Below are 12,462 nucleotides of genomic sequence, written 5' to 3'. Positions count from 1 at the left end.
CCCTTTTTAACTTTTTGTCTCTAAAGTCTGGTAAATTCAAGGCAAACTTTAGAGACCTGTGCAAATCATTCTAATAGCGGCTGTAGCAAAAAACAAGGTAATCGGCAAAGACAATCAACTGATTTGGAAGCTTTCAGCTGATCTCAAACGCTTCAAAAATCTGACAAGCGGACATTTTGTGTTGATGGGACGTAAAACATTCGATTCCCTGGGTCGCTTACTGCCCAATCGAACCCATCTGATTATCAGCAGAGATCCCGATTACCAAGCTCCCGAGAACCATTTTTCCTTTAGATCAATTGAGGATGCGATTATTTTTTGCAACAAAATAGAGGTCGATCGACTTTTCATCATTGGAGGTGGACAGATTTACCAAGAAGCTATGCCCATCTGCGATCGACTGGAAATCACCGAAGTCGAGGCAGAACCGGACGGAGACACCTTTTTCCCCCAAATTGATCCCGATAAATGGAAAGAAACCGAACGGGAAGAATTTCCGGCAGATGAAAAAAACGAATTCCCATACGCTTTTGTGACTTACGAAAAACACTAACCCATGACCCAACCTGTCATTTGGATTACCGGGGCTTCTTCCGGAATAGGAGAAGCAACAGCTAAAAGGTTTTCTGAAAAAGGCTATTCCCTGATTCTATCCGCACGAAAAATCAACGAACTCGAACGGGTAAAAAAGGAATGCAAAAACCCCGACTCAATTCGGATTCTTCCATTGGACCTTGCAGACAATTCAGATTTTGAGAAAAAAACAAAAGAGGCCATTTCCTTTTTTGGACAGGTCGACATTCTTCTCCACAATGGAGGAATCAGCCAGCGATCAATGATCCAAGAGACAAAATTAGAGGTTGACCGAAAGCTCATGGAAGTCAATTATTTTGGAACAGTAGCCCTCACCAAAGCTCTCTTACCGCATTTTATCCAACGAAAAGCCGGGCAGTTTGCGGTGGTAACCTCTTTGGTCGGTAAGTTTGGATCGCCTTTCCGATCTGCCTATGCAGCTTCCAAACATGCACTTCACGGATTTTTCGAAACCTTGAGGGCAGAACACCATCAGGATGGAATTTCTGTCACCCTGATCTGTCCAGGTTTCATCCAAACTCAGGTTTCGGTAAATGCCCTTACCGCCGATGGAAGTCCATTGGGCGAAATGGACGAAGCACAAGCCAAGGGAATGAGTCCTGAAAAATGCGCCAAAAAAATATTTGAAGCCATTCGATACCAAAAAGAAGAGGTCTACATCGGAGGAAAGGAAACCTTAGCCGTCTACCTAAAGCGATTTTTCCCTGGAATTTTCTCCATAATCCTCCGAAAAGCAAAAGTCAGATAATCCCGAATATGCAATTAGTAAACGCTGAAATCATCGTCATAGGAGACGAACTCCTCTATGGCCAAATCATGGATACCAACTCCCATTGGATCAGTCAAGAATTGGATTTGATGGGAGTAAAAGTCGTCAGGAAGACAACAGTTGGAGATAATCGAACCGATATTTTGGCTGCTTTCGAGGCAGCGGAAAAGCGAGCGCATCTGATCTTGATCACCGGTGGCCTTGGACCCACTCAAGACGACCTAACCAAACCACTCTTGGCAGAATATTTTGGCTGTGAAATCATAGAATTCCCGGAAGCTGTAGCGGCAGTGACGGAATTTTTCCGAAAAAGGGGAAGGGAAATGACCCAGCTTAACATTCTTCAGGGTCACCTCCCTTCCTGTTGTACCTATGTACCGAATGAAGTCGGTACAGCTCCCGGGATGTGGTTTGAGCGCGAGGGAACCTATTGGATGTCAATGCCCGGTGTGCCTCATGAGATGAAAAAACTGATGAAAGATTTTGTATTACCCAAACTCTCCGGGATTTTCAACCTTCCCGTGATCTACCATAAAGTGGTCAAAACTGTGGGGATCGGAGAAAGCTGGCTTGCAGACCTCATCAAAGATTGGGAAAACTCACTCCCTGATCATATCCGATTGGCTTACTTACCCTCTCTAGGGCATGTCAAACTCAGATTAACGGCTTTTGGCACAGATAAGAATGAACTATACCAACAAGTAGAGTCACAAATATCGAAGGTTATACCACTGATAGACAAATACATATACGGATATGATGATGAGTCTTTGGAAAGTGCCATTGGCAAACTTTTGAAGAACGCGGGGAAAACTTTAGCTTTAGCCGAGAGTTGCTCGGGAGGTTACGTGTCACATTTGGTAACGACTGTGCCCGGAAGTTCTGATTATTTCCAGGGCTCGGTAGTACCTTACCACAATCAATTCAAAGAGAATATCCTCGGAGTAAAGTCTGAAACATTGGCATCGTTTGGAGCGGTGAGCGAGCAGACCGCAATGGAAATGGCCGAAGGTGTAAGAAGAATATTTGGTTCTGACTTTGGGTTGGCCAGTACCGGAATCGCCGGTCCGGATGGAGGATCCGAAGAAAAACCTGTAGGAACGGTATGGATCGCCTGCGCCGGAGAGGGTTTTTTGGAGACCAGAAAACTACAATTGACCCAAGATCGGATGCTGAATATTCAACTAACAGGCGTTTCTGTTTTGAATTTGCTAAGGATTTGTTTCAATCAGAATAACAAATAAAATTTTATCCAGATGGTTTGGGTAGCTGTTCAATAAAATTTAATTTTAAAAGTTGAATATAAACCCAATTAAATTACCTCAACCGATATGGCAAGTGTAGAAATGCTGATGCCCAAAATGGGCGAAAGTATCATAGAAGGCACCATCCTTACCTGGCTGAAGAAAGAAGGAGACACTATCGATCAGGACGAATCTGTCCTGGAGGTAGCGACAGATAAAGTGGATACCGAAGTGCCGGCCACGCATGGAGGAATTCTTAAAAAAATTCTGGCTAAGGAAGGAGACGTCGTTGCTGTTGGTGCTCCTATTGCGATCATCGAAACTTCAGGCGAAAATTCTCCTACATCTTCTCAGCCAAAGGCTGAAGTAGATCCGGGCAAAGAAGAACTTATCGCAGTAGCACCCTCTAATACTTCTACCCTTTTGGCTGATGCCCAGCCTTTGGATGAAACGCCGGGAGAAGACGGGAGATTCTATTCCCCATTGGTAAGGAGTATTGCTAAAGAGGAAGGGATTTCTGCAACAGAACTTTCAAAAATTCCGGGAACCGGAAAAGAAGGCAGAGTGACCAAGCAGGACATGATGGATTATTTGAAAAATAAATCCGTACCTGCCCCAGCCAAAGCTACTTCCGTTTCCCCAGCTCCATCTATTGCTGAACCGCGTGTAAACCTCAGCATCTCGGCCACTGATGAAATCATCGAGATGGATCGTATGCGCAAGATGATCGCCCAACGCATGGTCGATTCCAAGCGGATTTCTCCTCATGTGACATCCTTCGTAGAGGCGGACATGACCAATATTGTACTTTGGAGAGAGAAAAACAAAGACGCTTATAAGGCAAAATATGGAGAAGGGATCACCTATACGCCATTCTTCATCGATGCTGTGGCTAAGGCAATCCGGGATTTTCCGATGATCAATATATCTGTGGACGGAGATCGGATCATCAAGAAAAAAGACATTAATGTAGGCATGGCTGTCGCGCTTCCTTCGGGAAACCTGATTGTTCCAATAATCAAAAATGCTGATCAGCTCAACCTCGTGGGCATTTCCAAAAAAGTGAACGATCTGGCCAACCGGGCGAGAAATAATAAGCTCACTGCGGATGACCTGGCTGGAGGTACTTATACCGTGTCTAACGTAGGTTCTTTCGGAAATGTAATGGGTACTCCTATCATTCCTCAGCCTCAGGTAGCGATCATGGCAGTCGGTGCCATAGTGAAAAAACCTGCGGTGGTGGAGACTCCCACAGGAGATGTGATCGCGATACGCCACAAAATGTTCCTTTCCCATTCTTATGACCACCGGGTGGTTGATGGATCCTTGGGAGGAATGTTTGTCAGAAGAGTAGCCGATTACCTGGAGGCGTTTGACCTTACTACCAGTCTATAATTTCAAAAGAGGCTGCCTTATTACTCCGCAATCAGGAACCGGATGACCGAACTATTCCGGTGCAACTGAAAGTGTTTAGAGAAATAAGGCAGCCACATTTATTTTTGTGCTCAGTCCGATTCCTTTCCTCTGACTTTTCGAAAATAAGATTCAAGTTTATCCGCTAACACAGTCAATCGAATCGGCTTGGTCAGGTAATCGTCCATTCCGATTTCCAATGCTTTCTTTTGATCCTCCTCAAACACATTGGCAGAAAGGCCGATTATGACCAAATCTTCCTGATTAGGCAATTTCCGGATTTCTATGGTTGCCTCAAGTCCGTTCATAATCGGCATCTGCACATCCATCAGGACGACGTCAAATTTTTTAGCCTGTACTTTATCATAAGCCTCCTTTCCATTTCGTGCAATTTCAAATTCAAATCCCAATTGCTGAAACATCAGGGTCATCAATTGCAGGTTAAGTTCATTGTCCTCCGCCAATAAGATTCTCAACGGAAACTCCGTCCCCATCTCCTTGATATCCTTCCAGGTGAGTTCCTGTATCTTGTTTTTTGGGGAATTTCCATCGGCCTTTTTTACCAATACCGAAAAACTGAATACAGATCCTTTTCCGGGTTGACTTTGGACGGTCATTTCCCCGCCAAGTAATTCGATCAATTTCTTTGCGATAGCGAGCCCCAAACCTGTACCTTGGTAGGATCGGGTACTTGAACTCTCCACCTGAAAAAAGGGATCAGACAACTGCTTAATATGCTCTTCTGAGATTCCAATTCCGTTGTCTTCTATTCGATATAGAAGGGAAAACAGGTTTTGATCAACTGATTCTGTTTTGAGGCTGACATGAACCCGGCCTTTTTCAGAAGTAAATTTCAGCGCATTTCCGATCAAATTGAGTAATACCTGATTGATTTTGCCTTTATCTCCTTCTACCAGAATTTCGGATTCCATCCCAAAACTCAAGTCGAGCTTGATTCCTTTCTTTTTGGCTATCCCCAACAGGATTTTGACTTGATCGCGAACCTCCTCGACCGGATTAAACACCTCATATTGAATCTCAATCCTTCCTGATTCTATTTTGGAATAATCCAAAATATCCTTGATAATAGATAAAAGTGAATTACCCGAGTTTTTGATGATATCTACATACTGCTTTTGGATTTTATTGAGGTTGGTACTTTCGAGCAAATCAATAATTCCCAACAACCCATTCATCGGGGTGCGGATTTCATGACTCATATTTGCCAAAAATTCCGATTTGGCCCGACTGGCCTGATCTGCAGAATTCATGGCCTCTACAAGACCCTTCTCCCAAATTTTCTGACTGGTAATATCCTTTGATATGGATATCATCTGATGCTGATCCAGAGGGAAAAATCGGATTTCATAATGCCGCAACCCTTCCGGCCCATCCTTCCAAACAGCATCCACAGCCTGAATTTTTCCGGTATTTCTTGCTCTTAAGAAAGCCGCTTTGACTTCGGTTCCTTGATCATGAGGAACAAAATCTTCAAGTTTCTTACCTAAGGTAAATTTTGCAGGCTCCAGAAGATTTTCTCTTCCCTGGATCTGAAAGTCCAACACCTTGCCTTCATTATCATAGATGAAAATCACATCCGGCAGGTTATTGATTAGTGTACGCAGTCTGTTTTCACTTTCAATTATGGCTATTCTGGATTTATACTGCTCAGAAATATCCGTACAGATCCCCATTCCTCCATTGAACCTCCCGGATTCATCATAAATGAGTTTTTCAAAAATCCTCACTCTTATTTTTTCCCCATTGCTTTTGATGACATCATATTCCATGTCTACAAATTCACGGTTTTCCTGAATGGCCAACTTGATTTCCTCTTTGACAGCATTGGCTACAGGATGCTTTCCACCCTCTTTGAATGCCTCCAAATAACTTTCTTTTGGATGTCCCAACACTTCCTCCACTTCATCGCTGACCCGCTGGATCATTCCTCGGTAATCATGAAAAAAAACAAAGCCTCTGAGTTCCTTGAGTAAAAGATTTTGTTGATCAAAAAGCTCAGAAACCTCGCGCAAGTTTTCTTCCTTGGTTCGGGAAACCTCGAGGCTGCTTTTGATCGAAATAATAAAAAAGCCGATGGTCCCTATCAATAAAAAAACCATGGCTATGAATAAGTAAAAGTAGGTACTGTAAATCCCTGAGGTGAGACTTTCCACCGGAGCGGTAAAAACCAAGGAGGCAAAGGTCCCATTATCAATATAGGTAAATGGATATTGAGCCAAAATTCCCTCCACCTTACGGGAATCATCCGTCCAAGAAACAGGATAAAACCCCTTCAGACCCACTTGGATATCTCGCCAAATAGGATCAGTCTGAGGACCTGAAATCGTTTTGATTTTTTCTGAGGATGAGGCACCGATATCCCATAAGGTAGAGTTCCAAAAAAGGTATTTGCTCCCTCCTGGAGTTTGGTAAAAATTGGCCGAGTACTCTTTGGCAAACTGCAAAAAATCAAATGAATACAGCACCCGATAGCCGGATTTCCCTTCTACCAAAAGCTGTTCTCCACTGCTTTTCTGAGGAAACTCCTTTACCGACCTTCGGATGAAATCATTTCTTGAGGTAAGGGTATAAACCAAAACAGAGTCCTTCAAATCAACCCAAAGAGAATCTACAAGTCTGGGGAAAGCAGTGAATGTGCGTCTTGTGGCGATGGTCAAATCATTTTCAACCTTTTTTTCGTCAAGCTCGGCGGTTTCTAAGTAAGCAAGAAAGGTCCTGGATTCTTCTTTAAACCGGTTAAGCTCAAACTCGATCCCCCGGGAAGCCAATTCCGTCTGTTTATTCAAAAACTCCTTTCTGGACTCTAACTGGGAATTGTATATCGCATTGAAAAAACTAACACCAATCGAAATCACCAAGATGATCATTACTGCCCCTACTATCGTGGTTAAGCCAAAGTTGGAGCTGTCGAAAAATTTACGGATCATCAATAATTTGGAAATAATTCAATAAGATACCAGTCGATTTTCTGAAATGAAAGACATGTGGCAGACTTTAAACCAGGCTCATCCTTAAAATCAAACAGATTTTTTTTCTCCAGCAAAAAGGATTGAGCCATATTTCTCACTTCTGCACTTTTGCTGTGAAACAAATTGAAATCAGAAATACGGAAATTGTCTTCCTGAATCGTTTCCCGATAGACGTGATTTTTGAGCGGAGGCATACTTAAGGCCTCTATCGCATCTCCCTTTCCTGCCACAATATCTCCTTTGCTATTGACTAAAAGAAAACTTCCTTTGACTGCATCCAAGTACTGGTTGATCACATCCAAAACCGTAAAATCCACCCCCAAAACAGCAAACAAACTATCCCGGTCATACACCGGATGAATCAGCGACAATATCCAACCTTTACCGGCAGGATCGACATAGGCATCCGGAATCCAAACCAGACCTCGGGAAGGATTTCTTTTTTGATCAGCTTCATAATAAAAATTGAACTGCGTGACGTCAATATCGGGATCGACGATATTTTTGGTGTCATAAGCCGGATATACCCTACTCACCTGCAATGCCGAATTGGAGTAAATCTGTACGGCCATGGGATTTCTTTTAAAAAATACTGCAAAAGCGCTATCCAATGAATTGGTCAACAGCACTTCTTGCTCTGCTTTTTTTCGATCCTTTGTGGTATTGAGGATAATAATGGAACTCAAGGTCGAATCCTGCCCGGGTAAATTTGTCGAAAAAGCTTCATTCATGGTGTATTTGAACGGGCCGGGATTCTTCAGAATTGAATCTTTCTTATCGACCAACTTTTCATAAAAATGAGCAATACCATCCAATTCCTCCGCCATTTGCTGCCCTTCCGATTCAAGGTTTTCAATTAACCCTTTTAACCTTGCCAGTTTTTGTTCCAAATTTTCATCAGCCTCTTGTTGACAAGCCGAAAGGGAAACCAGAAAAAGCGCAATTGCAACAAACTTAACAAGCTTCATAAGGAAGTAAGGATTGCTGGAAATTATAAATTTTCCACTTGTCGTCGAAAAGAATTTCCCATTTCTTCAAAACGATTTTTGATCTCTTCAAAAAAACTGCCTTCCAAAAAAGCATCCAACTCTGATTCCTCCAAAACATCCATCTCGCTCAGTTTGAAGGTCTGCTCCATGGGCCCGAGCTCGTATTTGATGATGTATTTATTGTTCCAGGAGAAAATACTCACCCGTATTTCCTCCCGGACCAGTTCCTTGACTACCCTCATTCCGGTCTGCGGACTTCAGATTTAAAGGTGATGTTGGACTTCAGCGATGAGGCCACCGAACAGTATTTCTCTACCGAAAGCGCCACCACCTTGGCAAATTCCTCCTCGGTCGCATTGGGAGAAACCAATACAAATTTCAACTCGATATCGGTGTAAAACGCCGGTACGCCGTCGTTTCGAATTCCCTCTACCTCCACAAAGAAATCCACGATCTCTCGGCGCTTTTTCTTCATCATGAGCACAGCGTCCACGGAGGCACATCCACCCAAAGCCGAAAGCAGCAAATCCATCGGAGACTGTGCATGCTTATGCTCAGGATCATACATGTCGATATTGACCAGATTGCCCTGCGGATTGCGGGATTCATATTCCAAATCCGCCTTCATGCGGACGGTGACGTTGCGTTTATTTGCCATGTGGATTTACGATTTTTGAATTACGGTTTACGACATTTTTGATGTCGGAATTTTGATTTCGGATTTCGGATTTTTTTTGAAACTCGAAACTTTTACTCCAAGATTAAACTCCGACATTACTTTTTTTATTTAGGAATAAACTATTTCAAATTACGTGAGACTTGAAATTCAATACATCCGAAATCAAATATCCCAATTCCGAAATCTCACACCTTAAGTTTCCCTTCTTCAAGCTCTTGGTTGTGCTGCTTCTCCAGAAGCAGCACTCAAACCTGACTCATTATTATTTCGAGCACCAAGTGCCTAGTTTCTTTTGTCTAACGTCTTGCCTCTAAAGTCTAGCTTCTTGGTTCGAAGGGCTCTTCTTCGGTCTCCCGTCTTCCCTCTTCCAACTGCCTCACATATTCCTTCGATACTGCCCACCTACCTCATACAAGGCATGAGTAATCTGACCCAGTGAACAATACTTCGCCGCTTCCATCAGCTTTTCAAAGACATTTTCATTGTGAATCGCAGCCTTCTGCAGTGACATCAGTTGATCTTTTTCCAAACCTGCATAAGCTTCATGAAGGTTCCTTAATGTCATGATTTGCGCTTCTTTTTCCTCAATGGTAGCACGGATGACTTCACCCGGAGTGACTGTCGGCGAACCTTCGCTCGATAAGAAAGTATTCACCCCGATAATCGGATACTCTCCGGTGTGCTTGAGCATTTCATAGTGCAAGCTTTCCTCCTGGATTTTGCCACGCTGATACATGGTCTCCATTGCGCCCAGCACGCCCCCTCTTTCGGTGATTCGGTCAAACTCGACATAAACCGCCTCTTCTACCAAGTCAGTCAACTCCTCTATGATAAACGAACCTTGAAGCGGATTCTCATTTTTCGCCAATCCCAACTCCTTATTGATGATCAACTGGATGGCCATCGCTCGACGAACCGATGCTTCCGTAGGCGTGGTGATTGCTTCATCGTAAGCATTGGTGTGTAGCGAGTTACAGTTGTCGTAGATCGCATACAAGGCCTGAAGCGTGGTTCGGATATCGTTGAAGTCGATTTCCTGCGCATGAAGCGAGCGGCCGGAAGTTTGAATATGGTATTTGAGCATTTGCGAACGCTCATTTCCACCATATTTCAGCTTCATCGCCTTAGCCCAAACTCTCCTTGCCACCCGACCGATGACCGAGTACTCCGGATCGATGCCATTGGAGAAGAAGAAGGAAAGGTTTGGCGCAAAGTCATTGATGTTCATTCCTCGGGACACGTAGTATTCCACGTAAGTAAATCCATTGGAAAGCGTCAAAGCCAATTGGGTGATCGGATTGGCACCTGCCTCTGCGATATGGTAGCCGGAAATGGAAACGGAGTAGAAGTTTCTGACTTTGTTTTCGATGAAATACTGCTGCACATCCCCCATCAAGCGAAGGGAAAACTCCGTGGAGAAAATACAGGTGTTCTGCGCCTGATCTTCTTTCAAGATGTCCGCCTGCACTGTTCCCCTTACTTTGGAAATGGTGTCGGCTTTGATCTTTTCATACACGTCTTTTGGAAGTACCTGATCGCCGGTCACCCCGAGAAGCATCAAGCCCAACCCATCATTACCTTCCGGAATCGGGGCATTGTATCTCGGTCTTGGAAGACCTTTTTCTTTATAAATGGCTTCGATTTTGGCTTCGACTTCCCCTTCCAATCCATTGGCTTTGATGTACACCTCACACTGCTGATCGATGGCCGCATTCATGAAGAAGGCCGTCATGGTGGCCGCAGGACCATTGATGGTCATGGAAACAGAAGTCATCGGATCGACGAGATTGAAGCCGGAATACAACTTCTTGGCATCGTCCAGGCAGCAGACGTTCACGCCTGAGTTGCCGATTTTGCCATAGATATCCGGACGGTAATCGGGATCTTCTCCATACAAAGTCACCGAGTCAAAAGCCGTGGAAAGTCGCTTGGCAGGCATTGCTTTGGACACGTAGTGGAAGCGTTTGTTGGTTCGCTCCGGCCCACCCTCTCCTGCAAACATTCGGGTTGGATCTTCCCCTTCCCGCTTAAATGGAAATACGCCTGAAGTGTAGGGAAACTGTCCGGGAACATTTTCTCTCAAACCCCATTTCAGCAATTCTCCCCAAGCTTCATACTTCGGCAAAGCCACTTTTGGAATTCGGGAATTAGCCAAGGAAGTGCTGTAGGTCTGAACTTTAAGTTCCTTGTCACGGACTTTGAATACATAGTAATCATCGGAATAGCGAGCGGCCTCAGCCGGCCATTCTTCCAGCCATTTTTTATTTTTCGGATCGAGGTTGAGCTCAACTTGCCCATATACCTCTTGAAGTTCCTTGATCAGTCGATCCTTATCCTCCACTTTGGTGGATTGGATCGCTTCCATGGACTTTTTGATGGAGTAGAGTTGCTGAGCGATTTCCTTCTGCTCCTCCACCCACTTGTCATAGTGACGGTTGACCTCGGTAATCTCGCTGAGGTAGCGGGTACGGGCAGGTGGGATGATATAGATTTTCTCCGAAGTACCTGCGGTAAGTTCGAAGGAACTTTCCAGTCCGGAGAATTTTTCATTGACCTTGGCAATGACTGCCCGATACAGCTGATTCATCCCGGGGTCATTGAACTGGGAAGCGATGGTCCCGAAAACAGGAATATCCTCATCGGCAATGTCCCAAAGGTTGTGATTACGTTTGTATTGTTTTTTGACATCGCGGATGGCATCGAGTGCTCCACGCTTGTCAAACTTGTTGAGCGCGATCACATCGGCAAAGTCCAGCATATCGATCTTTTCCAACTGGGAAGCCGCCCCGTACTCGGGAGTCATCACGTAAAGCGAAATGTCTGAGTGCTCGATGATCTCTGTGTCTGACTGACCGATACCCGAAGTCTCCAAAATCACTAAGTCAAATCCAGCCGCCTTTACTGTATCCACGGCATCCTGAACGTACTTGGACAATGCCAAATTAGACTGACGAGTAGCCAAGGAACGCATGAATACACGGGGATGATTGATGGAATTCATACGGATTCGGTCACCCAAGAGCGCTCCACCGGTTTTTCTTTTAGAAGGATCTACGGAGATGATCGCCAGATTTTTATCCTCAAAGTCGATGATAAATCTTCTGACCAATTCATCTACCAGGGAAGATTTACCCGCTCCACCAGTTCCCGTGATTCCCAAAACCGGGGTTTTGCTGCTTTGGCTGGCTTTTCGGATTTTTTCCAAAAGCGTAGCAGATTGCTCTGGGAAGTTTTCAAAAGCAGAAATGGCTCGCGCCACACTTCCTTTTTCACTTTTATCCAAAACAAAATCAGCGGACACTTGATCTCCTACAGGAAAATCACAGGCAGAAACCAAGTCATTGATCATTCCCTGTAAGCCCATGGCTCGTCCGTCGTCAGGAGAATAGATTCGGGTGATCCCATAGCCATGCAATTCTTTGATTTCTTCCGGCAGAATGGTTCCTCCTCCTCCTCCGAAAATTTTGATATGTCCCGCACCTTTCTCCTTGAGCAGATCATACATGTACTTGAAAAACTCCACATGACCGCCTTGATAGGAAGTAATCGCTATGGCCTGTACATCTTCCTGAATGGCGCACTCGACGATTTCCTGCACGGATCGGTTGTGACCAAGGTGAATCACTTCACAGCCCGTGGATTGGATGATCCGGCGCATGATGTTGATCGCTGCATCGTGTCCGTCAAAAAGCGAGGCGGCGGTCACGATTCGGATGTGGTTTTTGGGTTTGTAAATCTCAGTTGGTAAAGTCATGACTTTGGGTTTGTATTCGATTTTGGGTAC

General features: G+C 44.5%; 9 protein-coding genes. 4 read left to right on the top strand and 5 right to left on the bottom strand.

Annotation, left to right across the window (positions count from 1 at the left end):
- Window positions 1-58 precede the first annotated feature (58 nt).
- From CLV31_RS13875 to CLV31_RS13860, 4 genes are all read left to right on the top strand, one after another.
- Window positions 59-553, top strand: a complete 495-nt coding sequence (locus tag CLV31_RS13875; protein WP_111393505.1) for a dihydrofolate reductase — start codon at window positions 59-61, stop codon at window positions 551-553.
- A 3-nt stretch (window positions 554-556) separates the two neighbouring features.
- On the top strand, window positions 557-1,342 hold the full coding sequence (locus tag CLV31_RS13870; protein ID WP_111393504.1) for an SDR family oxidoreductase: 786 nt from the start codon (window positions 557-559) through the stop codon (window positions 1,340-1,342).
- An 8-nt stretch (window positions 1,343-1,350) separates the two neighbouring features.
- Complete coding sequence (locus CLV31_RS13865; protein ID WP_111393503.1) at window positions 1,351-2,607, top strand: competence/damage-inducible protein A; 1,257 nt, start codon at window positions 1,351-1,353, stop codon at window positions 2,605-2,607.
- 87 nt (window positions 2,608-2,694) lie between these two features.
- Window positions 2,695-4,002: a dihydrolipoamide acetyltransferase family protein gene (locus CLV31_RS13860; protein ID WP_111393502.1), complete on the top strand. Its 1,308-nt coding sequence runs from the start codon at window positions 2,695-2,697 to the stop codon at window positions 4,000-4,002.
- 110 nt (window positions 4,003-4,112) lie between these two features.
- On the opposite strand, the gene CLV31_RS13855 is transcribed toward CLV31_RS13860, so the two are convergent.
- The 5 genes from CLV31_RS13855 to CLV31_RS13835 all read right to left on the bottom strand — a co-directional run bounded on the left by CLV31_RS13855 (window position 4,113) and on the right by CLV31_RS13835 (window position 12,432).
- Entirely contained in the window at window positions 4,113-6,968 is a 2,856-nt protein-coding gene (locus CLV31_RS13855) for a PAS domain-containing hybrid sensor histidine kinase/response regulator (RefSeq protein WP_111393501.1), read from the bottom strand.
- Complete coding sequence (locus CLV31_RS13850) at window positions 6,968-7,978, bottom strand: cache domain-containing protein (protein WP_111393500.1); 1,011 nt, start codon at window positions 7,976-7,978, stop codon at window positions 6,968-6,970. The genes CLV31_RS13855 and CLV31_RS13850 overlap by 1 nt, the downstream gene beginning before the upstream one ends.
- 23 nt (window positions 7,979-8,001) lie before the next feature.
- Window positions 8,002-8,241, bottom strand: coding sequence for a hypothetical protein (locus CLV31_RS13845; protein ID WP_111393499.1), 240 nt, complete (start codon window positions 8,239-8,241; stop codon window positions 8,002-8,004).
- Entirely contained in the window at window positions 8,238-8,657 is a 420-nt protein-coding gene (locus CLV31_RS13840; RefSeq protein ID WP_245943402.1) for an OsmC family protein, read from the bottom strand. Before CLV31_RS13840 ends, CLV31_RS13845 begins: the two co-directional genes overlap by 4 nt.
- A gap of 397 nt (window positions 8,658-9,054) precedes the next feature.
- The gene (locus CLV31_RS13835) at window positions 9,055-12,432 is read right to left on the bottom strand and encodes a methylmalonyl-CoA mutase family protein (protein ID WP_111393498.1); all 3,378 of its coding nucleotides are present in this window, start codon (window positions 12,430-12,432) and stop codon (window positions 9,055-9,057) included.
- Between the last annotated feature and the right edge of the window lie 30 nt (window positions 12,433-12,462).

The organism is Algoriphagus aquaeductus (assembly GCF_003253485.1).
Taxonomy (GTDB): domain Bacteria; phylum Bacteroidota; class Bacteroidia; order Cytophagales; family Cyclobacteriaceae; genus Algoriphagus; species Algoriphagus aquaeductus.
This window is presented reverse-complemented; position numbering and strand designations above follow the sequence as displayed.

Excerpts from the sequence above, each read along its gene's own strand:
- CLV31_RS13865 (WP_111393503.1), top strand. The coding sequence starts at position 1,351 with ATGCAATTAGTAAACGCTGAAATCATCGTCATAGGAGACGAACTCCTC.
- CLV31_RS13850 (WP_111393500.1), bottom strand. The coding sequence starts at position 7,978 with ATGAAGCTTGTTAAGTTTGTTGCAATTGCGCTTTTTCTGGTTTCCCTT.
- CLV31_RS13845 (WP_111393499.1), bottom strand. The coding sequence starts at position 8,241 with ATGAGGGTAGTCAAGGAACTGGTCCGGGAGGAAATACGGGTGAGTATT.
- CLV31_RS13870 (WP_111393504.1), top strand. The coding sequence starts at position 557 with ATGACCCAACCTGTCATTTGGATTACCGGGGCTTCTTCCGGAATAGGA.
- CLV31_RS13855 (WP_111393501.1), bottom strand. The coding sequence starts at position 6,968 with ATGATCCGTAAATTTTTCGACAGCTCCAACTTTGGCTTAACCACGATA.
- CLV31_RS13860 (WP_111393502.1), top strand. The coding sequence starts at position 2,695 with ATGGCAAGTGTAGAAATGCTGATGCCCAAAATGGGCGAAAGTATCATA.
- CLV31_RS13840 (WP_245943402.1), bottom strand. The coding sequence starts at position 8,657 with ATGGCAAATAAACGCAACGTCACCGTCCGCATGAAGGCGGATTTGGAA.
- CLV31_RS13835 (WP_111393498.1), bottom strand. The coding sequence starts at position 12,432 with ATGACTTTACCAACTGAGATTTACAAACCCAAAAACCACATCCGAATC.